We start from the raw sequence: 21,698 nt of genomic DNA on the forward strand, positions 1-21,698 counted from the left end.
TATTTGGAGACAGGTTTGCTGCTTAAGCCATGCCCCGTTGATCAGGCGCTATGACTCTGTAGTGATCACCATAATGCTTCATGAAATCGACCCAGGTTTCCGCTCGTCCCCATCTGCCATGCAGACAGAGGATGACTGGACCTTCCGTTTGGGTATCCAGATAAAAAAGTTCAACGTTGTTCAGCTTAGCGATATTGCGGTAAATTTGTACGGACATAAAGCACCTCCCGGGTAAAATGTTAGAGGTTTAATTATATCACCCTTTGGATAATTATGGGAACGTATGTTTTTGTTAAAGCTTATATTTTATGCACTATAGCCAGCTGCAAACTTTACAAACAGTATCGGAATAGATATAATTAGATATAACTTATTGGGTTTATAGTCATACAGAAGGGCCTAACGCCATTAGGCTCTTTTTGTATTTCATGAACTATGTTACAGGAGGGTGAAGGTCATTCACAGGGAAAAAATTATGGTGTGTGTTCATTATGGTCCACACGGGGAACGTTTGATCCGTCGCGGGGTCCAGCTGTCTGAGATGATTGGAGCGCCATTGTTCGTATTGAACGTGGATAGTTCGGACTGCGATGAATATAATCAGAGCAAAGAAATGTTTATGACGGTCTGGAAGCGTCTAGCCGAGGAAGCTGGTGCTGAATTTATGATCCGGAAGCGCCAGGGACGCAAAACCACGGATGTGATTGTTGAAGCAGCTATGGAGAAGGAAGTTACTCAGATTATAGTCGGACAATCCGCACAGACGCGGTGGCAAGAGCTTACGAAACGCAATTTCATTAATGAACTTATTGGCAAAATGAATATGATTGATCTGCATGTCGTAGCCGTACAGCGCATGCGTGCCGGGCTGGAAGAAACGCATGAAGAAGGCGTGATCTCCTACCTGGTTAAGGAAGGCAACGATTATTATCTTAGCGACGAACCTAATGGCGACACTCCGCTGAAGGGCAAGTTTTTTCACGAGCTGCATACCGAATTTGAGAATGGCTTGTTCAGAATTGAGCAGGACGGCAAGGCTAGGTACTTGCATATTTGCGAAGGAAGATTAACAGATCCATTATAGCTTAACCTGCGGCATATCCAGAAGAGGGCTGCTACTTCGGGCCCTCTCAATTTAATGTATGATCTTGTGCTTTTGGTGAAAAAGTAAGTACCAATGTTCACAACTTGATATATTCAAGTGGAAAAGGAGGTTTGCCTTTGCTTCATGTAACCGTACTCGTTCCGTTTCTACTGGCTCTATTGATCGCACTTATGACCAGAAGGGCACCCACGCTTCATAGGGGATGGCTAGTTATCCCTGGTCCACTCGCATTATTCATCTATTTCTTGACCCGTATTCCCGTTGTTAGAGGTGGGGATGCCGGGTATGACACGATCTCATGGATTCCTTCATTGGGAATTGACTTGGTCTTCCATCTGGATGGGTTGAGCTTGCTGTTTACCCTGTTAATTACCGGAATGGGAACGCTTGTCGTCATTTATTCGATTTATTACTTAGACAGGCGCAAAGAAGAATTGACGCCGTTCTATATCTACCTCCTGTTGTTTATGGGAGCGATGCTAGGAGTGGTGCTCTCCGATAATCTGATGGTGCTGTACGGCTTCTGGGAATTGACGAGCGTATCGTCCTTTCTGTTGATTGCGTTCTGGCATCGGAGACAGAAGTCGCGATATGGTGCGCAGAAGTCCATGCTGATTACCGTCTTCGGCGGTCTGGCGATGTTTGCCGGTTTCCTGATGCTGTATGTGATGACCGGCACCTTCAGCATCCGCGAGATTTGGAGTGAGGTCGGCGATATTAGCGGACATATGCTGTTTATTCCGGCCATGCTGCTGATTCTGCTGGGAGCTTTCACCAAATCAGCCCAGTTTCCGTTCCATATTTGGTTGCCGGACGCCATGGAGGCACCGACTCCGGTCAGTGCGTATCTGCACTCCGCAACCATGGTCAAAGCAGGTTTGTATTTGGTCGCACGTTTCAGCCCGATTTTTGCAGGGCAACATGAGTGGTTCTGGATTGTGTCAGGCGTCGGTTTGATCACCTTGATCTATGGTTCGATCCAGGCGATGAAGCAGACGGACCTGAAGGCTCTGTTAGCCTATTCTACGATCAGTCAACTGGGATTGATTATGGGATTGCTTGGAATGGGCTCGGCCGCCGCATTTTATACGGGAGAAGAGTCTGTATTCTATACCGCTGCAACAACGGCGGCGCTGTTCCACCTTATTAACCATGCAATCTTTAAAGGTTCGCTATTTATGGTGGTCGGGATTGTCGACCATGAGACGAACACACGTGACCTGCGCAAGCTGGGCGGTCTGATCTCCCTGATGCCGGTTACCTTTACGCTGGCGATGATCGGCAGCTTCTCGATGGCAGGCTTGCCGCCTTTTGCCGGCTTCCTCAGCAAGGAGATGTTCTTCACGGCTGTGCTGAATATCAGACAGCTGGATATCTTCAGTATTCCTGCGTTATTTACGCTCTTCCCGCTAATCGCCTGGATTGCCAGCATATTCACCTTTGCTTATAGCATGATTCTGGTATTCAATACCTTCTTCGGCAAATATCAGCCCGAGAAGCTGGACAAAAAGCCGCATGAAGCACCCTTTGGCCTGCTGCTGCCTCCATTGCTGCTGGCAGTGCTCTCGTTGGTATTTGGTTTCATCCCCAATATCCTGTCCGATTCGCTAATTATTCCGGCCATGAACGCGATTCATCCCATCATGCAGCTGGCTGAACCCTTTGAGGTAAATATTCATTTCTGGCATGGCTGGACCCCGGAGGTCTGGATGACACTAGGTGTTGTGGTTCTGGGTATCGTCGTGTACCGGCTGTATGGCCGCTGGAGTATCGTCGATAAGGAATGGGGCAGAAACCTAACGTTGAACGATGTCTACGACGGAGGAATTCGGCTGGTGGAGCAATTGTCCAGACGGTTGACCGGTGCTTATATGACAGGCTCCATGCGTCATTATTTAATGTATATCTTCTCCTTCCTGATCGTTGCCATTGGTGGCACTATGCTATACACAGACGGCATCACTCTGGGAACCAGCGACTATGCCCCGATTTCGTTCTTTGAAGTGATTGTCGTCGCAGTGATGCTGACGGGTGCCTTAGCCATTCCTTTTACACGGTCGAGAATCGCAGCCATTCTGTTTACGGGTATGGTTGGGTATATGGTCACACTGCTCTTCGTTCTGTTCCGGGCACCTGACCTGGCGTTGACGCAGATGATTGTGGAAGTAGTTTCGGTAGCACTGTTCCTGCTCTGTTTCCGCCATTTGCCGAAGCTGAAGAGAGAGCCTGTTAAACTGCGCTCCCGCTTGCCTAAGCTGCTGATCTCGATCGGGATCGGCATAACGATGACACTGGTAGCCCTTGCAGCGCTGGGAAGCAGTCCGTTCGAGTCCATTTCAAGCTACTACGTGGAGAACAGCTACACTTTGGGCGGCGGCAAAAACATTGTGAATGTGCTGCTTGTGGATTTCCGCGGTTTCGATACGATGTTTGAAATCACCGTGCTTGGCGTTGCTTCACTGGCGATTTATTCCATGATCAAGCTCCAGCTTGAGGCGGGCAACTCAACCGGCGTGGTGAAGAGTGCGCTGAGAGACAATAAGCCACGATTTGCCCGAAGCAACGATGTGCTGCTGCAATCCGTGGCCCAGGTAGCGTTTGTAATTATCATTACCTTCTCACTTTACCTGTTCTTCGCCGGTCATAACCATCCGGGAGGCGGTTTTATCGGGGCACTGATGGCTTCAGCAGCGCTGGTGTTGCTCTCCATTGCGTTCGGGACAGAGATGGTGGAGAAGGTGCTGCCGATCAATTACCGCAAGCTGATCGCTGTCGGGATCTTGCTAGCTTTCCTGACGGGGGTAGGCTCCTTCTTGTTTGGTGTTCCGTTTCTCAGCCAGGCCTTCGGTTATTTCCAGCTGCCGCTCATGGGCACAACGGAGCTGACCACCGCCATGCTGTTCGATCTTGGTGTGTATCTGGCCGTAATTGGCGTCACGATGAATATTATATTTACGATCGGGAGGGATAACTGATGGAACTCCTTATTGCCCTGGCGATCGGTGTATTGTTTACTGTCGGTGTGTATCTGATATTGTCCAAAAGCCTGCTGCGCATCCTTCTCGGGACCACCCTGATGACCCATGGTGTTCATCTGCTGCTGCTGACCATGGCGGGACTGAAGACCGGAGCTGCCCCGCTGCTTGGCGAGAAAGCGGAAGCTTATGTAGATCCGCTGCCTCAGGCGCTTATCCTGACCTCCATTGTCATCAGCTTCGGGGTTACCGCGTTCTACATTGTTCTGGCTTACCGGGCTTACCGCTCGGCGGGTACGGATGATGTGGAAGGAATCAAGGAGGAGAGACAATGAACAACCTGCTGGTGCTGCCTCTGCTGATTCCGGCCTTTACGGCAGTTATATTGATTTTTCTTCGCAACAACGTCAACCTTCAGCGCACAATCAGTGCAGTGAGTGTATTCCTGAACATCGCTGTCGCCGCGCTGATTGTGGTTCAGGTAAGTACGGATGGTATCCAGACCCTGTATATGGGCGGCTGGCTGCCGCCGTACGGAATTGTGTTTGTCGCCGACATGTTTGCAGCGCTGCTGGTGCTGACGGCCGCCGTCGTTGGCGCAGCCTGCCTGTTCTTCTCCTTCGCCAGCATTGGCGAGAAGCGGGAACGTTACTACTATTACACCTTTTTTCATTTCCTGCTGACCGGTGTATACGGTTCTTTCCTGACCGGGGATCTGTTCAATCTGTTCGTATGCTTCGAGGTGCTGCTGGTAGCCTCCTATGCGCTGATTGTGCTCGGGGGAACCAAGATTCAGCTGCGGGAAACCTTAAAGTACATTCTGATCAACGTGATTTCCTCCACCTTGTTCGTGGCCACAATCGCTTATTTATACGCGGCAACGGGAACACTGAATATGGCGCATTTGGCCGTTCGGGTAACGGAGGCAGGGCAGGGCGGTGTGCTTAACGTGATCGCTGTGCTGCTGCTGCTTGTGTTCTCGCTGAAAGCGGGTCTGCTGCTGTTCTTCTGGCTGCCGGATTCCTACAGCGCGCCTCCCTCAGCGGTCAGAGCGCTGTTCGGCGCCTTGCTGACCAAGGTGGGATTGTATGCGATCACCCGTACGTTTACATTGATTTTTGTCCACGATTTAGGACTGACACATAATCTGATTGGCTGGATGGCTGGAGCCACGATGATCCTGGGTGCAATCGGTGCAATGGCTTACAACGACCTCAGCCGGATCTTTAATTATAATATTGTCATCAGCGTTGGATTCATCGCCTTCGGAATATCTGTTGCTACGGAGGATGCCTTGAATGGTGTGGTGTTCTATTTAATGCATGACATGGTGGGCAAAGCTCTGCTATTCTTCCTCGGGGGCCTGATTATTGCAGCTTCGGGAACGGAACGGCTAAGAGATATGGGCGGATTGATCCGCCGTTATCCCTGGACGGGCTGGATGTTCTTTATCCTGGCGTTGGCGCTCGTCGGGGTACCTCCGCTTAGCGGTTTCGCTGGTAAAGTCATGATGGTCCGCAGCGGCTTCGGTCAGCAGGATGTAGTTCTGGCTCTCATCGCGCTCGGCTCCAGCTTCATCGTGCTCTATTCGCTGATCAAAGTGTTCCAGCAGGCGTTCTGGGGGGGAGAGAAGGGGGATGAGCCTGTCCGGCCGCTCCATTACAAAGCTATGATGGCCCCTGCAGCCGTGTTGTTCGTGATCGTCATTATGCTGGGTCTCGGCGCAGAGACGGTCAATGGTTATGTCGGGCAAGCCGGCGCTGTACTGGCCGATCCTGCACTATACATCAACGCTGTCTTGAAGGAGTAGATGAATATGGCTTTTCAATTATTGTTGAATTTCATGATAGCGTTCATGTGGATGTTTCTGCACAATGACTGGACCTCATCGCGCTTTGTCGTCGGATTTCTGATAGGTGTTGGTGTGCTGTTTGGACTGCGGCGCTTCTGGAATGGGCGTCTGTATCTCAGTAAAGTGTGGGCGATCTGTAAGCTCGTTGCTCTGCTGCTGCGGGAGCTTGTTGTCTCCAGCTATGTCGTGGTAAAAGCAGTGCTGAAACCCCAGTTGGACATACATCCAGCGATCCTGATGTACACTACGGAGCTGAAATCGGACTGGGAAGTGGCTGTTCTGATTACGCTACTCTGCCTGACTCCCGGATCGGTGGTGCTGGAGGTGTCGAACGACAACCGGACCCTTTACATTCATACAATGGATATTGATGATGTAGCACAGTTCAGAGACAATATCCGCAATACGTTTGAGCGCGCGATAGTGGAGGTGACCCGCTCATGATTAACTTTATCCTCATGCTGTCGATTACGATTATGGCTCTGGCGATTGCCGTATGCGCCTGGAGAGTGGTGAAAGGTCCATCCTTGCCCGACCGGGTAGCTGCCCTGGATACGATTGGCATCAATCTGCTGGCGATGGTGGCGGTCCTGTCGGTCCTGAACAAGACACAGGCATTTATCGAAATTATCCTGTTAATCGGAATCCTGTCCTTTATTGGTACAACGGCTTTCGCCAGATATATTGAAAGGGGAGTGGTGCTGGAACATGGAAATGATCAAGACAGCAGGTGAGCTACTGTTTGCGTTGTTGATTCTGACCGGTGCCTTGCTTAGTGCCGTCAGCGCCTTCGGCCTGATCCGGCTGCCCGATGTTTATCTGCGTTCACACGCTGCAGCCAAAAGTGCTACCTTGGGTGTGTTGTGTGTCCTCAGCGGCGTGTTTCTCTACTTCGCCTTTTTCCTGGATTATATCAGTGCCAAGCTGCTGCTTGGAATTGTGTTTGTGTTCCTCACTTCACCGGTTGCCGCCCATCTGAACGGAAGAGCGGCCTACCGCTCCGGGGTTCCACTGTGGAACCGAAGAGTTCAGGATGATCTGAAAGAGGCGCTGGAGAAGCAGCGGATAGACGCGGACACAACTTCATAGAGCAGAGCAGCAAGAAGAAACGGCTTCGCCGTCATCTGGAAGCGGAGGTTTCCGTATCTGGCAAAAAAATATTTGAACGTACAGCCCGCGCCCAGCGCGGGCTTTTGCTGTTTATAGGAGGTTGAGCTGAATAAACCCCTGCCAATGGTTAACAGAAATGTGGGGCATAAACAAGCCATTCGGGTAATCTATAAGGAACCTGGATTAAGTTCAGGATGATATTCTCAGTGAAAGGCGTGATTCTAAGCATGAAAGCAGTTGTTATTGAACAATTTGGCGGACCCGAGGTATTGGTGGATAAAGAAATTCCCAAGCCGGTTATAGGACCGAATCAGGTATTGATCCGCCTGCGGGCTACATCTGTCAATCCGGTGGATTTCAAAATTCGTCAAGGGGCTATGGGCCAGAGTGCAGGAGAGTTCCCCTTGGTGCTCGGCGGCGATGTCGCAGGCGTGGTGGCGGAGGTCGGTGATAGTGTGAGCCGGTTCAAGGTGGATGAGCGGGTGTTTGCGCGTCCGCGCAGCTTCGGCACCTATGCCGAGTATATAGCGGTGGATGCGGATGTGGTCAGCAGAATGCCCAAGGCGCTTAACTTTGAGGAAGCGGCAGCTGTGCCGCTGGCGGCAATGACCGCATGGCAGGCACTGGTGGACCACGGTAAGATTAAAGCAGGCGATAAAGTACTGATTCACGCCGGTGCGGGTGGAGTAGGCAGCTTTGCCATCCAATTGGCCAAACATTTCGGAGCTGAAGTCGCCTCGACAGCCAGCTCTAGAAACCAAGAGCTGCTGGAGTCGCTCGGTGTTGACCATTTTATAGACTATAAAAAAGCGGATTTCTCACAGGTGCTCTCTGACTACGATCTGGTGCTGGATACGATGGGCGGGGATATTCAAGCCAAGAGCTTCGAGATTCTGAAGCCCGGCGGCAGGCTGGTCTCCCTTGTGGAGAAACCGGATGACAAGCTGCAGGAGAAATATCAAGTCACCGGAGTCCAGTTCATGATGGAGCCTAAGGGCAGCCAGCTGGAGCAGCTTGCAGAGCTTGCCGATCAAGGCATTCTGCGGCCGGTGATTGACAGCATGTTCTGGTTAAATGAGGAAGGTGTAAGACAGGCTCACGAAAAAAGTGAAACTCATCACGCGGTAGGCAAAATCGTCATCCGCTCTGAGCAGTAGAATGTATGGCTGCAGTGAAGCCGACATCTGGCATTCACTGCAGGTATGGTTACGGCCCGCGCCTTGGTGCGGGCTATTTGACCTGAACCATCTTCAGCTGATCATGGATCGTCTGGAAGTGCTTGATAACGAAGCCCGGGAGCTACTGCAAGAACTCTGTTTCGCAGCTTGAGCAGCCGTGGACGGTTATATCTCTGGATAATCACCAGCATCATTTGAAAGACCAAATGCAGCGTTGATATTAGGACATACATATACACCGGTAACAGGGGAGCTGGCAGAAGATAAGCTAACAGCAGGTACGTATAACCCAGAACCCCCATAATCAAATGTCCCAGCTCGGCGATACAGGTTTCGTAAATGAAGCGGTTTATGTAATGAATGTCAGATGTTGATGCGAGCGTTTGCTTGGAGAATCCTATCCGATGCCCCCATTCCGGCATCCGGTCTTTCCACCCTGCCACTTTGATTTTTTTGTACAAGGACTTCTCAAAGGGATGTTCTTTATACAGTCTTCTTCTGTAATCGAACAAGCTTCTGGGCAGCAAGCGCATAACTAGTCCGAACCCGCCATTAATCACTGTCCAGAACACAAGGTTTAAACCGGCGAACTCTAGAACCAGGTAGAATTGTTCCATATCATTCTCCTGAAATGAGAGTGATTCTACTGCCACCCTTAATTATTGCCCCAAGATGCTCCACTAAGGATCCCGAATCATCGGCATCATTCCAATTATTCATTTTGGATTGCTTTAGCAGCATGAGCACAACTCCTTTGCCATCATCCGTTTGTCTTTCTAGCTTATCATCGGAACGCATGCTGGGCCTAGTTTTATTTAAGAATTACTTTGCTTATTGGTTTCATAACATGGTATGCATGAAATAGTAATCATTGCATTTCTCTTGACATCATTCTACAAAAACTGATAAAATCATAAAAACTAAATACCCACTAAAACGGTCGGAAATGTAGCGTTTTCATTCTAGAAATTGTAAGCTGAAAGGATAGATACATGACACAGCAGTCAGCTCATTTACACTATTCTACGCTGAACGAAGCATTCTCACTACAGCCCCGGCATTCAGTATCCAGAGTGGAGGAGTATGCGGAGGAGCACTCCGTCGTTTTTTTTCTGCTTAAGGGTATGGTGGAAGGGCCGACTCTATGGGTTCAGGCCGGGCTGCATGGTGACGAATATGATGGCATTCTGACTTGCCTGCGCCTCATGGAGCAGCTTCCGCTTGACCGACTACGTGGAGATGTTGTTATTTGTCCGATTGTCAATGTCAGTGCTTATCAGGCGGGGACGAATGAGAGTCCCATCGACAGTGTGAACCTTAATCGGGTGTTCGGGCAGGACAGATCAAATACATATTCCTACCGGTTTGGGGCTTGGCTGGCACAGCGGATCATTGCCTCCGCCGACTTCCTGGTAGATTTGCACGGTGGTGGGAAGTCGCTGGCGGTCTGTCCGTTTGCTATGGTTGCCGGCGATAATCGGGAGGCTTACAACACGGCGCTTGACGCTTTGGCCGATACCGATCTTACGGCGGTGTACATATGTGATTTCCAGTCCAAGGGCATGCTGATTAATGAGGTGTGCCGCAGTGGAGTTCCGGCTGTACTACTGGAAAGCGGCGGAGGGATGTCTTGGCGCGAAGCGGATGTGCAGCGGCACGAGAAATCAGTTTATGCGATTCTTGTCCGCTTGCATCTACTGGAAGATCCCCGCCCGGAGCAGAAGGGCAAGCCTGCACCCCTTGTCATCTCCAAGATCCAAGAACTACGGTTCGACAGATCCGGGCTGCAGCGCAGCCAGGCACAGGCAGGCAGCATAGTACACCGGGGAGAGACGATCATTGAAGTGGCATCCTACCCAGATTACGAGACCCGGAAGCTCATCTGTCCGGTCGACAAGGCCATCATTCTATCCATACATTCCGCAGCGCAGGTGATTGAGAATGGCTATGCGGCCATGCTTGGAATTATAGAATAGACAAACTATCTACAACAGGGGGAAACACACATGAACAAGACGAAATTACTTACCATTCTGATGGCGCTGACAATTCTGATTGCCGGCTGCTCCACAACGAGCGGAGGCTCAAGCAATAGCGCTGCTGAAGGACCGCTGGAGATTACCATTGCCCGCGCTTTTGACATTACTGGACTGGACCCGGGGTTTCTGACCGAGAATGCGCAAGTGGTTGACAATATCTTCGACACCCTGGTCAAACGCGACGAGAACGAGAAGCTGGTCCCGGGGCTGGCTGAGAGCTGGAGCAAAGTGGATGATACGACCTGGGAATTCAAGCTGCGCCAAGGCGTGAAGTTCACCAATGATGAGACCTTCAACGCCGAAGCGGTGAAATACTCTATTGACCGGGTGCTGAACCCCGATAACAATGCGCCGACGGCCAGCTATATTTCTACTCTTCAGGAAGTCAAAGTGATTGATGAATATACCGTACATGTGATCACCAAGAAGCCTGATCCGTTGGTGCCGACCCGCTTCAATCGCTATCCTACTGAAATCTTGCCACCGAAGTATACCGAAGAAGCAGGCCAGGAACAATTCGCCCAGAAGCCGGTTGGAACCGGTCCTTACCAATTCGTAAGCTGGGAGAAGGGCAGCAGCGTTGAGCTGGAAGCCAATCCGAATTATTGGGGCGGAGAGCCGGAAGTCAAAAAGGTGACCTTCCGCTCCATTCCCGAGGCCTCAACCCGCGTAAGCGCACTGCTCAATAATGAAGTGGACATCATTACCGCAGTTTCTCCCGAAGACCGTGAGAAAGTGACTTCCTCAACGACAGCGAAGCTGTCCACCGTCGAAAGAGCGGGGAACACCGTTTATGTAGGCCTCAAGACAGAAGAAGAGCCGTTCAACAATCCGAAAGTCAGACAGGCACTGAATTATGCCATTGATGTGAAGTCGATTGTGGAGAATGTGCTGCAGGGTGCGGCCGTGGAAACGAACAGTCTGATTGGACCGAAGGACTTCGGGTATGCCGGAGAATTTGATGCCTATGAATATGACCCGGAAAAAGCGAAAGCGCTGCTGACCGAAGCGGGTTACCCGAACGGCTTCTCTTCCAAGCTTGATACCGTAGGCTGGTACATTAAGAACACTGATGTCGCCCAGGTCATTGCCGAGCAGTTGAAGGCGGTAGGGATCAACATTACCGTCAATAATGTCGAAAGCTCTGTCTACCGTACCTTGGTGCCATCCGGCAAGCAATCCGGCATGTATGTGCTAGGCTGGAGCAGTACCAACACACTGGATGCGGATGCGGCTATTTATGCGATATTGCGTTCTGGAGAATCTTACTCTACGTATGCCAACCCGGATGTGGATGCCAAGCTGGATGAAGCCAGATCCACGACAGATGAAGCGCGCCGTACCGCCCTGTACAAAGAAATTCAGGAAAAGGTGCTGCAGGAGGCGCCGCGTATTTTCCTGTACCAGGAGAACCAGTATTATGGCATAGCAAGCGATTTGAACTGGAATGGACGTGTGGATGGATCGATTCCGGTAAGCACCATCACCGCCGCGAACCAATAAGGATGCCTGAGCGCGGAGTTGATATTCAAGGCCGGAAATGGGGAGTGGGTTTAGATTGAAACGCTATGTGCTCAAGCGCTTTTTGCAGTCGCTGCTGGCTGTGCTGGGAGCGGCGACCATCGTATTCTTTATCATCCGCCTGTCCGGCGACCCGGCCCGTCTGATGCTGCCGCCTGAAGCCAGTGAAGATCAGGTGGCGGCGCTCAGGGAGAGTCTGGGCTTCAACCAGCCAGTGTGGATCCAATATATCGATTATCTCAAGAATCTGGTCACCGGCGACTTGGGCAATTCCTTGTATTACAAGGATTCGGCGCTGTCGCTGGTGCTTGGCCGGATGCCTGCTACCATTGATCTGGCCGTATCGGCCATTCTCATCGCCGTAGTGCTGGGCCTTGGGGCGGGGATTCTGTCCGCTTATAAGAAGAACAGCTTCGTCGACCATGCACTGAGCGGAGGCGTATTCCTCATCCAGTCCCTGCCGGTCTTCTGGGTCGGCATTGTACTGATCCTGATCTTTGCCGTCAACCTGCATCTGCTGCCGACCTCCGGCAACCGGGGATTGACATCTCTGATGCTGCCCGCACTTACGCTGGCTGCATATCCGATTGCGCCGATTGCCCGCACAATGCGGGCTTCGCTGATTGAGGTCATTGACCAGAGTTATATGACAACAAGCAAAGCGCAGGGGTTCTCGAAGCGGCGGCGTGTATTGCAGCGGGGGCTGAAGAATGCTTTTCTCCCGGTAATTACAGTTATCAGTCTGGAGTTTGGGGTCATGATTGCCGGAGCGGTGGTTACCGAGACAATCTTCTCCTGGCCGGGGGTGGGACAGCTGATTATCCAAGGAGTCAGTAACCGTGATTTCCCGCTAGTGCAGGCCAGCATACTGATCATCAGCATCATTTATATTTTCATTAACTTTATAACGGACTTAATTTATCTATTGATCGACCCCAGAATTAAAGTGCAATAATGAAGAGAGGAATCACCATGAACAATAAATCTCTACTTCGTGGCAACACCAAGGGCGTCGTCAGCATCGTGTCGCTGAGTGTGATTTTTGTGGTGACGATGTTTGCCCCCTTGTTTGCTCCCTTTGATCCATATAAGCAGTCGCTGCAGGACATCTTCATTGCGCCCTTCAACGCCTTTAACTCCCATGAGGGAATCAGCCTGCTCGGGACGGATCAATTAGGCAGAGACGTGCTCAGCCGACTGCTGTACGGGGGGAGATTATCCCTGTGGATGAGTATTCTCGCGGTTGTCATCTCCGGTGTCTTCGGCAGCATCATTGGCATTATCGCAGGCTATTACGGCGGCAAAATCGATGCGTTGCTAATGCGGCTCGCTGACATTCAGATGTCCATTCCCAGCATGCTGCTGGCTATCGTAATGGTGGCGGTGCTGGGCTCCGGTCTGACGAACATTGTCATCGTATTATCCATTACAGGCTGGGTAACCTTTGCCCGTGTAGTGCGCAGCCAGGTGCTGTCACTGCGGGAGCTGGAATATGTGCAGGCGGCACAGGCGATGGGGGTACCGAATGTTGCAGTGATGAGGCGGCATATCTTCCCGAATACCTTCTATACGATTGTGACCCAGGCTGCGCTGCAGATGTCACGAATGATTCTGCTTGCAGCGTCGCTCAGTTTTCTGGGTCTGGGTATTGATGTATCGACCCCGTCATGGGGCGGCATGATTAACGACGGCAGGAGCTACATCAGCTCAGCCTGGTGGCTGTCCACGTTGCCGGGATTAGTGATTGCCTTCGTCATCCTGTCCATTAATCTGCTCAGTGACTGGTTAAGAGAGAAAGCGCAGTAGCTTTCCCGGCCAGGGAAAGGAGGTTGCCCGTATGTACATCTTATCGCGTGAACAGATCATTAGCAGCGGGATTGCCGATATGAGCGTCGCTCAGCCGATTATTGAACACATCTTCAGGCAAAAAGCCGCCGGAACCACAGCAGGCGCCCAGGAAATTGCCATGATTCCCGATCAGCCGGAAGCGGGTGCGTACTATTCCTTGCCCGCGTATCTTAGAGAGGAACATGTGGCCGGCATCAAGTGGTCCTCACATGTGCCTCCGGCGGCTGCCGGTCAAGTCTATACGCATCCTGTCATTCTGCTGAACGAGCTGGAGACCGGTGTTCCCAAAGCGTTGATTGAAGGCCAGCTGATCAGCGGCCTGCGGACGGCGGCGGTATCAGCCACAGCGGTCAAATATCTGGCTGATCCCGCTGCAGACTCGCTGCTGATCTGCGGAACGGGCTTCCAGGCCCGCCAGCAGCTGCTCGGTGTGCTGCCGTATCTGCACCATCTGAAGGAAGTGCATGTCTGGAGCCGTACCTTCAGCCATGCTGAGTTATTCATCGAAGAGATGAGCAGCCGGTTCGAAGGCCGGCTGCTAGTCTGGCGGGTTCACCGCGAGCTGCCGGAATCGCTGGATTTTGCCCGCATCGTGATCGCGGCGACCTCGGCGGCCGAGCCTTACCTCAGTCCCTCCCATTTCGTGAAGGGACAGTTGTACCTGCATATCGGAAGAGGAGATATAGCCGCCGCTGCAGTGAATGGCTTCGATACCATTGTCTGCGACGATTATCAGGGCGGAATCCTTACCAGCAGCCAATCGTTGTTCCGGCTGGCAAGACAACAGCCAACCATCGGGGAGAAGGTCGTGCTGCTGGAGGAGCTTATTCTTGAGCGATCGATAATCAGGCAGCAGGAAGGGAAGAAGCTGATGTTCAATGCATTTGGCTTGTCCATCTTTGATCTGGCGCTGGCCAATGCTGCCCTGAATCATCTGCTGGCGGATGGGCAGACAGAGCTGCCGGTATTTCCTATGTTCAAGGAGACTTGCCCATGAGTAATCATCCATTAATAGAAGTGAGCAATCTGAGTGTTGGCTTCAACACCAAAAAAGGCGATACAACGGTGTTCTCCGGCTTGTCCTTTGAGATTCACGCCGGTGAGACGGTCTGTCTTGTCGGGGAGTCCGGCAGCGGGAAGAGCGTGGCCGCCAAATCCATCATGCAGCTGCTGCCGGAAGCTACGGCTTCTTACCGCAAGGGACAGATCTTATTCGAGGGCAAGGATCTGCTTGCCCTCAGCGAGAAAGAGATGGATGCCATCCGTGGACAGCAGATGGCGATGATCTTCCAGGATGCGCTCAGCGCACTTAATCCGGTCTACACCATCGGTACCCAGATGGTGGATGTGATCCGGCTGCATGCTTCGCCGAAGCTGAGCCGCAAGGGGGCATTGGCTGAAGCCAAGCAGCTGCTGCAGCAGGTGGAGATCCGCAACGTGGACGAAGTGATGAAGCAGTATCCGTTCCAGCTGTCGGGCGGGATGAGACAGCGTGTTATGATCGCCATGGCGCTGTCGTCCAAGCCGAAGCTGCTGCTCGCCGACGAGCCGACCACTGCGCTGGACGTTACCGTCCAGGCCCATATTCTGAAGCTGATCCGCAGGCTCAAACAGCAATATGGCATGACGCTGCTGTTCATCACCCACGATCTGGGTGTTGTTTATGAAATGGCGGACCGGGTATTGGTCATGAACAAGGGCGAGCTGGTGGAGCAGGGGACGAAGGAACAGATTTTTACGAATCCACAACATTCTTACACCCGGAAGCTTCTTAACAGTATGCCTCGAATCTATTTCAAAGGGGAGGCTACCAAATGAACCCGCCGGTATTGGAAGCCAAGCAGCTGAACAAGACCTATCGCATGAAAAACGGTACTCCCTTCGCTGCCGTCAAAAACGTCTCCTTCTCCTTAATGAAAGGGGAGACGCTAGGCATTGTTGGGGAATCCGGCAGCGGCAAAACCACAGTAGCCAAGATGATTGCCGGCATGATCCCGGTGACTTCCGGCGACATTGCCATGGATGGCAAGCTGCTGAGTGCCGGCGCGAAACGGCCGCTTGCGGCGAAGCGGCACATTCAGTATATTTTTCAGGACCCGGTCTCGTCGCTGAATCCTCGGCTTAAGGTCTGGGATATATTGGCCGAGCCGTTGAAGCTATATTTCAAGCTGCCGCAGCAAGAAGTAGACTCACGCGTCGATCAGCTGCTTAGGGATGTTGGCTTGCCGAACCATTATAAGCTGAGCTATCCGCGCGAGCTGTCGGGAGGGCAATGCCAGCGGGTGGGGATTGCCCGGGCTTTGGCGGCTGAGCCGTCCATTATCGTCTGTGATGAACCTACCTCGGCACTGGACATGACCATACAGTCGCAAATCCTCGATTTGCTGAAAGAGCTGCAGCAGCGCCGTGGAATATCCTATTTGTTCATTGCCCACGGGCTTGAGGTGATTTATAGCATCTCCCAGCGGGTGATGGTCATGAGGCAAGGCGAAGTGGTGGAGACTGGCCTTACCCAGGCGATATTTGCTGATCCGCAGCATGCGTATACCCAATCGCTGATTCAGGCGATTCCGAGAATCGATATTCCTTATTTCGAATAGAGCTAAACGAATGCTTCCGAAGCGAGTTTTGTACGAAGCTGAATCGGAGCAGTAACGCTCACAAAACTTTTAGGAGGAATTACATCATGAGTATTGTGCCAGCATTACAGGTTGAAGAAATGTCAACGGAAGCTCGGGCTTTGGTCGAGGAGAAAACAAAAAGCAACGCCCGCATCACCAACATGGTTCGGACCTTGCTCTATTCCATGCCTTCTTTCCGGGCCATGGAGTTCTACCCGGTGCGCAACGAGCTGCAGAAGATCATCGGCAGCCGTGCGGTTTACTTCTATTGCTATGCCATTTCGACAGAGAATGACTGCCTGGTCTGCTCGACTTATCATGCCAAACTGCTCCGTGATCTCGATTTGGCCTTTGATGAATTCGAATTCACCGACATTGAGAATGTGCTGATTGCCTACGGCCGCGGCCTGGTGAGTAATGCCAATAATATTGATCTGTCAATCTACAAAGGGCTGAAGAAGCATTTCTCGAATGAAGAGATTGTGCTGATCACCACCGTCGGCTGCAAAATGATCGCTTCCAACATCTTTAACGAAGCCATGAAGGTTGATCTGGATGAATATCTGTTTGAAGTAGAGTTCAGCAAGGATATTCTCCCTGCCAAAGGCTGATTACGCTAAGCTGTAGAGACTTCATAGCAAGCTGCACTTGCAGCCAACTCCCGGTTTGTGGGGGTGGCTGTTTTGTTGTTGTTGAGGATCAGAACTTGTTAAGGCTGGATATGCATAACGCAACTGAAAAGCTCTCAGTTGTACGCTTCCTAGACCAAACAGTATAATGAACTCTATATTCGTAGTAATCGAACGAAGGGAGTGAGGGCATATGGATATCGAGAAACAGCGCCTCAGTATTGAAGCAGCAAGGTTATATTATCAGTCGGATCTCGGCCAGCAGGAGATTGCGCTTAAGCTGGGCGTATCACGGCCTACCGTTTCGCGGCTCCTGCAGCATGCCAAGGACCAGGGTTATGTGAAGATCAGTATTGTTGATCCTTCCGAAGATCTGGATATTCTCGCCAGAGAACTAAAGCAGAGATATCGGCTCGACACGGTCCAGCTATGCTACTCCCCGCAGAATGACTATGAAGAGATCAAGAAGCATATCAGTAAGCAAGCGGCCGAATATATTCATGATATTGCTCAGGACGGGGATATTATTGGGGTGACCTGGGGAACCACCATGCATGCCGTAGCGCTTCAGCTTGAGTCCAAGCCGCTGCGGGGCGTGGAAGTTGTGCAGCTCAAGGGCGGCGTGAGTCATTCGCAGGTAAATACCTATGCGGCTGAGATCGTGAATCTGGTCGCAGGGGCTTTTCATACTCAGGCGCGTTATTTGCCGCTGCCCGTTGTTTTCGATAATGTGCAGGTGAAGCAAATGGTTGAACAGGATCGTCACATTGCGCGGATAATTGAGCTGGGCAGACAAGCTAATATTGCGGTCTTCACCGTAGGAACGGTAAAAGAGGACGCGCTGCTGTTCCGGCTGGGTTATTTCACGCAGGAGGAACAGCAGCTGCTCTCCCGCAGCGGGGCCGGGGATATCTGTTCCCGCTTCTTCGATGCGGCAGGGAAGATCTGCAGTCAAGAAATTAACGGTCGGACAGTTGGCATAGATCTAGGAGAGCTGCGTAAGAAGGAGAAATCTATTCTCGTAGCTGGAGGACAACGCAAGATCGAGGCAATTCAGGCTGCGCTTGCCGGGCGATACGCCAATATTCTGATCACGGATCAATATACGGCTCAGGCATTACTGAGGTAGAGCATCAGATGCGCCTGTGAACATAATTTCTAATAATAGTTTACAAATGTTCAGGTGCGTGGTATCGTAAATACATAGATACAAGATGAGAACAGAGGATGGTGTGTTGAAGATGTCGAATTTAGCTGGAATGATTGACCATACACTGCTGCGTGCAGATGCAACCCGAGCAGAAATCAGCCAATTGATTGAGGAAGCGAAGCAATATAAATTTGCTTCCGTCTGTGTCAATCCGACATGGGTATCCTACGCGGCCAAACAGCTGGCCGACAGTGAGGTGAAGGTATGTACAGTGATTGGTTTCCCGCTGGGAGCAAGCACAAGTGCGACCAAAGCATTTGAAACCAAGGATGCCATTGCAGGCGGAGCTGGAGAAGTAGATATGGTGATCAACATTGGCGCTCTGAAGGATGGGGAGCTTGATACAGTGGAACAAGATATCCGTGCAGTCGTGGAAGCGGCGGCCGGCCAGGCAACGGTCAAGGTGATTATTGAAACCTGCCTGCTGACCGATGAGCAGAAACAGACCGTCAGTGCCTTGGCTGCCAAGGCCGGTGCGGACTTCGTGAAGACCTCTACTGGGTTCTCCACAGGCGGAGCAACAGCAGATGATGTAGCGCTAATGCGCAAGACTGTAGGCGATAAGCTTGGTGTGAAGGCTTCCGGGGGCATCCGCAGCCGCGAAGATATGGAGCAGATGATCACTGCAGGGGCATCGCGGATTGGCGCCAGCTCCGGTGTGAAGATTATGCAAGGCGAGCAGTCTTCGTCTTCCTATTAATTGAGCAATTCAGTATAAAGAACCTGCGCCAAGCGCGGGTTCTTTGCATTTCTGGACTTCAAATAAGGACAAATATGATAAAACCGTGTACAAAATACTTCACCCTGCCTGCAATAGCCCAACCTATATTATAATGATAAAAAAGAGCAAGGGGTTGAATCCAAGATGAAAAAGGGAACCATGGCAGTTGGCGGATTGGTTGCTGTCATGATAGGAGCATATCTATTAACGGGAAATACAGCAACAGAAGAAACCAGCAAGCAGCAGATGCCGGAAATGAAGCAACTGGTACAAGATTTAAGTACACGTAAGGCAACAGCCCAGTCGGCTTCAATTACAGAATTTTTTGAGCGAGAAAGCCCACTCCTTTAGGTGTGGGATGATAGCGAGATTGGAACAGGCGTGTCCTAAGACACGTTAATGTTCCAACATTTTTTGGTTATCATGTTTCAGTTTTAAACATAAACTGATACAATTAATGTATGGATAATTATAGAAGAACCAACACAACCGTATCGCTAATCAATTATCACTTTGTTTTTTGTCCACGATATCGAAAGAAAATCTTTCTTAAATTTGATGTTGAAAGTAGATTTAAGGAGTTGATTAAAGATGTTTGTGATGATTTGAAAATAGAGATTATCGCAATCGAAACAGATCAAGATCACGCACATCTATTTTTGAATGCTTTGCCGACATTTAGTCCTGCTGATATTATGGCAAAAATTAAAGGAGTCACATCTAAACGACTGAGAGAGGAGTTTAAACATTTAGCTCATTTGCCTTCACTTTGGACACGTTCATACTTTGTAAGTACCGCAGGAAATGTGTCTAGTGAAACGATTAAAAGATATGTTGAACAACAAAAAACAAGGGGGTGATAGAAACGATTGCGATAAGTCTCAAATTAAAATGCCAAAGGGATATATACGACAAATATTTTGGCTAGGTGGCTGGTCTTTAATTAGAGAATCAACATTTGACGAGTATAAATCAATCAAAAGAGCCAACAAATTAAGGAGAGAGGTGAAAACTTATGCAGTCCGTCACTATAAAGATAAGATTCTTTCCAAGTAACTCAATCGAATTAAAGTTATTAAGTAGAGAATATATTCGAGCTATTAATTCATTAACAGAACAAGCAGAAAAAGAAGGTTCATTCCCCAAACTCACAACGAAAGATGTAGAAGCTAAACTCCCTTCTGCTGTACTTAATCAAGCGATTCGTGATGCTAAAAGCGTATTTAAGAAAACGAAGAAGGAAATGAAGCGTCCAATATTAAAGAAACCAACCTACTATATCAACAACCAAAACTATTCCATTGGCCATTCCTCTATTGCTTTTCCTATCATCGTGGACAACAAAGTGAAAAAGACGATTTTTCCTGCTGTTTTAACAGAAAGAGATAAACAATTTCTTCAAAATGCAAAATGTGGTCTTATGAGAATCGTTGAGAAATCAGGAAAATGGTTTGCTCAAGTTTCACTTGAAATTCCTACAGAGACAACAACAGGCGAGCAGGCAATAGGCATTGATTTAGGATTAAAAGTCCCTGCTGTTGCTGTGACTAGCGAAGGAAAGACGAGATTTTTTGGAAATGGTAGAGAAAACAAATATATGAAACGCAAGTTCCGTAGTGAACGAAAAGGATTAGGAAAGAAGAAAAAGCTACGTGCTATTCGTAAACTGGATCATAAAGAACAAAGATGGATGAAAGATAAGGACCACAAAGTAAGTAGACAAGTTGTCAATTTTGCCATGGAGAATCAAGTGTCTGTCATTCGCTTAGAGAAGCTGACAAACATCAGAAAAACGACAAGAACAAGTCGTAAAAACGAAAAGAATTTGCACACATGGTCATTCAATCGCTTGGCACAATTCATTGAATACAAAGCAAATATGGCAGGGATCAAAGTGGAATATGTGAATCCTGCGTATACATCGCAAAAATGTCCATCTTGCTCTACGCTAAATAAAGCGATAGATAGAAAATATTCGTGTCCATGTGGGTTTCATACTCATCGTGATAAAGTCGGTGCAATGAATATTATTCACGCACCTGTGATTGGTGGTAATAGTCAATCAGCCTAAGATGCTAAAACGCACTGTCTTAGGAAGGGCTGATGGCACAGCCCAATCTTGGGGTCATACTTCGATCGCAGAAATGCACTTCGACTTAATCACCCAAGAATCCCACTGCTTTAGCTGTGGGAGTGTCAAATCCAGGGAACTTATTGTGACTGGCGAGGATCAGAAAACCACAACTTACGATTTGCCTAAGGATGATTTTTTTCTGTCAATCGCGCCTTATATAGAGCATACGCATCCTTGCGCTACCCATAGCTTGACCGGCTGCCAAGGCGAGTTGGCAGATGAAGAATTTAGTGTGACAATTGACGACTCGGAAGGCAACACCGTTATGGATACAACCCTGATGAAATCACAGTCTAATGGATTTATTGACCTGTGGCTGCCGCGTGATCAGACCTATCGCGTAACTGTAGAACATGAGGGAAGACAATCGGAAGCCGAACTTTCGACGTTTGAGAGCGACGATACTTGTGTTACAACGATGCAGCTAAGTTAACAAGCTGGAGTGCAGAAACCCGCGCCTGTGCGGGTTTCTTGATGTATAGGAAATTTTGATTTACTTTTTAAAAGATAAGGTCTTGCGCATTCCGCAGGAACAGCCCGTCCTTGACCTTAACCCCTGGCCGCGCATCCCGTCAGGGATAGCGGCCAGCCTCAGAGGGCGTCCAATCGGTCCCGCAGGGATAAGCGCTCCTTACACCTCAGCCTCCTAGTCACAGTACCGCCAGACTCATTCGCCAAGCTTGCGGGTGTCCAGAGGGCAGAGCCCTCTGGGGCCCTCCCTTGAAAGGGAGGGTTTGGGAGGGATCGATTCTTCT

General features: G+C 50.1%; 24 protein-coding genes. 22 read left to right on the forward strand and 2 right to left on the reverse strand.

The genetic code is table 11. The features are described from left to right. Positions 1–22: 22 nt before the first annotated feature. Positions 23–217 carry an alpha/beta fold hydrolase gene (locus B9T62_RS40200; RefSeq protein WP_211296438.1) on the reverse strand — a complete coding sequence of 65 codons (195 nt, stop codon included), beginning with the start codon at positions 215–217 and terminating at the stop codon, positions 23–25. 231 nt (positions 218–448) lie between these two features. Here B9T62_RS40200 and B9T62_RS10480 point away from each other — a divergent pair, with 231 nt between their 5' ends. The 8 genes from B9T62_RS10480 (at position 449) to B9T62_RS10515 (ending at position 8,199) form a co-directional block, all read left to right on the forward strand. Next, positions 449–1,084, forward strand: a complete 636-nt coding sequence (locus B9T62_RS10480) for an adenine nucleotide alpha hydrolase family protein (protein ID WP_245864415.1) — start codon at positions 449–451, stop codon at positions 1,082–1,084. Positions 1,085–1,215: 131 nt separating this feature from the next. After that, positions 1,216–4,080 (forward strand): Na+/H+ antiporter subunit A, encoded by a 2,865-nt coding sequence (locus B9T62_RS10485; RefSeq protein WP_087915209.1) that lies wholly within the window; start codon positions 1,216–1,218, stop codon positions 4,078–4,080. Continuing rightward, the gene (locus B9T62_RS10490; RefSeq protein ID WP_087915210.1) at positions 4,080–4,415 is read left to right on the forward strand and encodes a Na(+)/H(+) antiporter subunit C; all 336 of its coding nucleotides are present in this window, start codon (positions 4,080–4,082) and stop codon (positions 4,413–4,415) included. The genes B9T62_RS10485 and B9T62_RS10490 overlap by 1 nt, the downstream gene beginning before the upstream one ends. After that, positions 4,412–5,890: a Na+/H+ antiporter subunit D gene (locus tag B9T62_RS10495; protein WP_087915211.1), complete on the forward strand. Its 1,479-nt coding sequence runs from the start codon at positions 4,412–4,414 to the stop codon at positions 5,888–5,890. The genes B9T62_RS10490 and B9T62_RS10495 overlap by 4 nt, the downstream gene beginning before the upstream one ends. Positions 5,891–5,896: 6 nt before the next feature. Then, positions 5,897–6,376 carry a Na+/H+ antiporter subunit E gene (locus B9T62_RS10500; protein WP_087915212.1) on the forward strand — a complete coding sequence of 160 codons (480 nt, stop codon included), beginning with the start codon at positions 5,897–5,899 and terminating at the stop codon, positions 6,374–6,376. After that, positions 6,373–6,666: a Na(+)/H(+) antiporter subunit F1 gene (locus B9T62_RS10505; RefSeq protein ID WP_087915213.1), complete on the forward strand. Its 294-nt coding sequence runs from the start codon at positions 6,373–6,375 to the stop codon at positions 6,664–6,666. Before B9T62_RS10500 ends, B9T62_RS10505 begins: the two co-directional genes overlap by 4 nt. Beyond that, positions 6,647–7,021, forward strand: coding sequence for a monovalent cation/H(+) antiporter subunit G (mnhG, locus tag B9T62_RS10510; protein ID WP_087920219.1), 375 nt, complete (start codon positions 6,647–6,649; stop codon positions 7,019–7,021). The genes B9T62_RS10505 and mnhG overlap by 20 nt, the downstream gene beginning before the upstream one ends. Positions 7,022–7,269: 248 nt before the next feature. Then, positions 7,270–8,199 (forward strand): NADP-dependent oxidoreductase, encoded by a 930-nt coding sequence (locus B9T62_RS10515; protein ID WP_087920220.1) that lies wholly within the window; start codon positions 7,270–7,272, stop codon positions 8,197–8,199. Between the two features lie 101 nt (positions 8,200–8,300). Here B9T62_RS10515 and B9T62_RS10520 read toward each other — a convergent pair whose 3' ends face one another. Next, positions 8,301–8,837: a glycosyl-4,4'-diaponeurosporenoate acyltransferase CrtO family protein gene (locus B9T62_RS10520; protein ID WP_087915214.1), complete on the reverse strand. Its 537-nt coding sequence runs from the start codon at positions 8,835–8,837 to the stop codon at positions 8,301–8,303. 375 nt (positions 8,838–9,212) lie between these two features. Between B9T62_RS10520 and B9T62_RS10525 the strand changes: the two genes are divergently transcribed. The 14 genes from B9T62_RS10525 (at position 9,213) to B9T62_RS10590 (ending at position 21,376) form a co-directional block, all read left to right on the forward strand. After that, on the forward strand, positions 9,213–10,196 hold the full coding sequence (locus B9T62_RS10525) for a M14 family metallopeptidase (RefSeq protein WP_087915215.1): 984 nt from the start codon (positions 9,213–9,215) through the stop codon (positions 10,194–10,196). Between the two features lie 30 nt (positions 10,197–10,226). Then, the gene (locus B9T62_RS10530; RefSeq protein WP_087915216.1) at positions 10,227–11,762 is read left to right on the forward strand and encodes an ABC transporter substrate-binding protein; all 1,536 of its coding nucleotides are present in this window, start codon (positions 10,227–10,229) and stop codon (positions 11,760–11,762) included. 55 nt (positions 11,763–11,817) lie between these two features. Beyond that, entirely contained in the window at positions 11,818–12,735 is a 918-nt protein-coding gene (locus B9T62_RS10535; protein WP_087915217.1) for an ABC transporter permease, read from the forward strand. Between the two features lie 17 nt (positions 12,736–12,752). Beyond that, positions 12,753–13,586 (forward strand): ABC transporter permease, encoded by an 834-nt coding sequence (locus tag B9T62_RS10540; RefSeq protein WP_087915218.1) that lies wholly within the window; start codon positions 12,753–12,755, stop codon positions 13,584–13,586. A 31-nt stretch (positions 13,587–13,617) separates the two neighbouring features. Continuing rightward, positions 13,618–14,625 carry a hypothetical protein gene (locus B9T62_RS10545; RefSeq protein WP_087915219.1) on the forward strand — a complete coding sequence of 336 codons (1,008 nt, stop codon included), beginning with the start codon at positions 13,618–13,620 and terminating at the stop codon, positions 14,623–14,625. Continuing rightward, on the forward strand, positions 14,622–15,446 hold the full coding sequence (locus tag B9T62_RS10550) for an ATP-binding cassette domain-containing protein (RefSeq protein WP_087915220.1): 825 nt from the start codon (positions 14,622–14,624) through the stop codon (positions 15,444–15,446). The genes B9T62_RS10545 and B9T62_RS10550 overlap by 4 nt, the downstream gene beginning before the upstream one ends. Further along, positions 15,443–16,228: an ABC transporter ATP-binding protein gene (locus tag B9T62_RS10555; RefSeq protein ID WP_087915221.1), complete on the forward strand. Its 786-nt coding sequence runs from the start codon at positions 15,443–15,445 to the stop codon at positions 16,226–16,228. Before B9T62_RS10550 ends, B9T62_RS10555 begins: the two co-directional genes overlap by 4 nt. Before the next feature lie 86 nt (positions 16,229–16,314). Beyond that, positions 16,315–16,860, forward strand: a complete 546-nt coding sequence (locus B9T62_RS10560) for a carboxymuconolactone decarboxylase family protein (protein WP_087915222.1) — start codon at positions 16,315–16,317, stop codon at positions 16,858–16,860. Between the two features lie 211 nt (positions 16,861–17,071). Continuing rightward, positions 17,072–18,007, forward strand: coding sequence for a DNA-binding transcriptional repressor DeoR (locus tag B9T62_RS10565; protein WP_087915223.1), 936 nt, complete (start codon positions 17,072–17,074; stop codon positions 18,005–18,007). A 112-nt stretch (positions 18,008–18,119) separates the two neighbouring features. After that, positions 18,120–18,788, forward strand: coding sequence for a deoxyribose-phosphate aldolase (gene deoC / locus B9T62_RS10570; RefSeq protein ID WP_087915224.1), 669 nt, complete (start codon positions 18,120–18,122; stop codon positions 18,786–18,788). 165 nt (positions 18,789–18,953) lie between these two features. After that, a complete protein-coding gene (locus B9T62_RS10575) occupies positions 18,954–19,160 on the forward strand; it encodes a hypothetical protein (protein WP_087915225.1) in 207 nt (68 codons plus the stop codon). A 110-nt stretch (positions 19,161–19,270) separates the two neighbouring features. Continuing rightward, on the forward strand, positions 19,271–19,669 hold the full coding sequence (gene tnpA / locus B9T62_RS10580; protein ID WP_087915226.1) for an IS200/IS605 family transposase: 399 nt from the start codon (positions 19,271–19,273) through the stop codon (positions 19,667–19,669). Positions 19,670–19,824: 155 nt separating this feature from the next. After that, positions 19,825–20,880, forward strand: coding sequence for an RNA-guided endonuclease InsQ/TnpB family protein (locus B9T62_RS10585; RefSeq protein WP_087915227.1), 1,056 nt, complete (start codon positions 19,825–19,827; stop codon positions 20,878–20,880). Position 20,881: 1 nt separating this feature from the next. Continuing rightward, the gene (locus B9T62_RS10590; RefSeq protein ID WP_211296439.1) at positions 20,882–21,376 is read left to right on the forward strand and encodes a CueP family metal-binding protein; all 495 of its coding nucleotides are present in this window, start codon (positions 20,882–20,884) and stop codon (positions 21,374–21,376) included. Positions 21,377–21,698: the final 322 nt, after the last annotated feature.

This window comes from Paenibacillus donghaensis (assembly GCF_002192415.1).
Classification (GTDB): Bacteria; Bacillota; Bacilli; order Paenibacillales; family Paenibacillaceae; genus Paenibacillus_AQ; species Paenibacillus_AQ donghaensis.

What these genes read in the sequence shown, in the direction of transcription:
- B9T62_RS10500 (WP_087915212.1), top strand. Translation starts at nt 5,897, where the DNA reads ATGGCTTTTCAATTATTGTTGAATTTCATGATAGCGTTCATGTGGATG.
- mnhG (WP_087920219.1), top strand. Translation starts at nt 6,647, where the DNA reads ATGATCAAGACAGCAGGTGAGCTACTGTTTGCGTTGTTGATTCTGACC.
- B9T62_RS10520 (WP_087915214.1), bottom strand. Translation starts at nt 8,837, where the DNA reads ATGGAACAATTCTACCTGGTTCTAGAGTTCGCCGGTTTAAACCTTGTG.
- B9T62_RS10490 (WP_087915210.1), top strand. Translation starts at nt 4,080, where the DNA reads ATGGAACTCCTTATTGCCCTGGCGATCGGTGTATTGTTTACTGTCGGT.
- tnpA (WP_087915226.1), top strand. Translation starts at nt 19,271, where the DNA reads ATGGATAATTATAGAAGAACCAACACAACCGTATCGCTAATCAATTAT.
- B9T62_RS10515 (WP_087920220.1), top strand. Translation starts at nt 7,270, where the DNA reads ATGAAAGCAGTTGTTATTGAACAATTTGGCGGACCCGAGGTATTGGTG.
- B9T62_RS10530 (WP_087915216.1), top strand. Translation starts at nt 10,227, where the DNA reads ATGAACAAGACGAAATTACTTACCATTCTGATGGCGCTGACAATTCTG.
- B9T62_RS40200 (WP_211296438.1), bottom strand. Translation starts at nt 217, where the DNA reads ATGTCCGTACAAATTTACCGCAATATCGCTAAGCTGAACAACGTTGAA.
- B9T62_RS10505 (WP_087915213.1), top strand. Translation starts at nt 6,373, where the DNA reads ATGATTAACTTTATCCTCATGCTGTCGATTACGATTATGGCTCTGGCG.
- B9T62_RS10585 (WP_087915227.1), top strand. Translation starts at nt 19,825, where the DNA reads ATGCAGTCCGTCACTATAAAGATAAGATTCTTTCCAAGTAACTCAATC.
- B9T62_RS10545 (WP_087915219.1), top strand. Translation starts at nt 13,618, where the DNA reads ATGTACATCTTATCGCGTGAACAGATCATTAGCAGCGGGATTGCCGAT.
- B9T62_RS10540 (WP_087915218.1), top strand. Translation starts at nt 12,753, where the DNA reads ATGAACAATAAATCTCTACTTCGTGGCAACACCAAGGGCGTCGTCAGC.
- B9T62_RS10575 (WP_087915225.1), top strand. Translation starts at nt 18,954, where the DNA reads ATGAAAAAGGGAACCATGGCAGTTGGCGGATTGGTTGCTGTCATGATA.
- B9T62_RS10525 (WP_087915215.1), top strand. Translation starts at nt 9,213, where the DNA reads ATGACACAGCAGTCAGCTCATTTACACTATTCTACGCTGAACGAAGCA.
- B9T62_RS10560 (WP_087915222.1), top strand. Translation starts at nt 16,315, where the DNA reads ATGAGTATTGTGCCAGCATTACAGGTTGAAGAAATGTCAACGGAAGCT.
- B9T62_RS10565 (WP_087915223.1), top strand. Translation starts at nt 17,072, where the DNA reads ATGGATATCGAGAAACAGCGCCTCAGTATTGAAGCAGCAAGGTTATAT.
- B9T62_RS10590 (WP_211296439.1), top strand. Translation starts at nt 20,882, where the DNA reads ATGCTAAAACGCACTGTCTTAGGAAGGGCTGATGGCACAGCCCAATCT.
- B9T62_RS10555 (WP_087915221.1), top strand. Translation starts at nt 15,443, where the DNA reads ATGAACCCGCCGGTATTGGAAGCCAAGCAGCTGAACAAGACCTATCGC.
- deoC (WP_087915224.1), top strand. Translation starts at nt 18,120, where the DNA reads ATGTCGAATTTAGCTGGAATGATTGACCATACACTGCTGCGTGCAGAT.
- B9T62_RS10495 (WP_087915211.1), top strand. Translation starts at nt 4,412, where the DNA reads ATGAACAACCTGCTGGTGCTGCCTCTGCTGATTCCGGCCTTTACGGCA.
- B9T62_RS10550 (WP_087915220.1), top strand. Translation starts at nt 14,622, where the DNA reads ATGAGTAATCATCCATTAATAGAAGTGAGCAATCTGAGTGTTGGCTTC.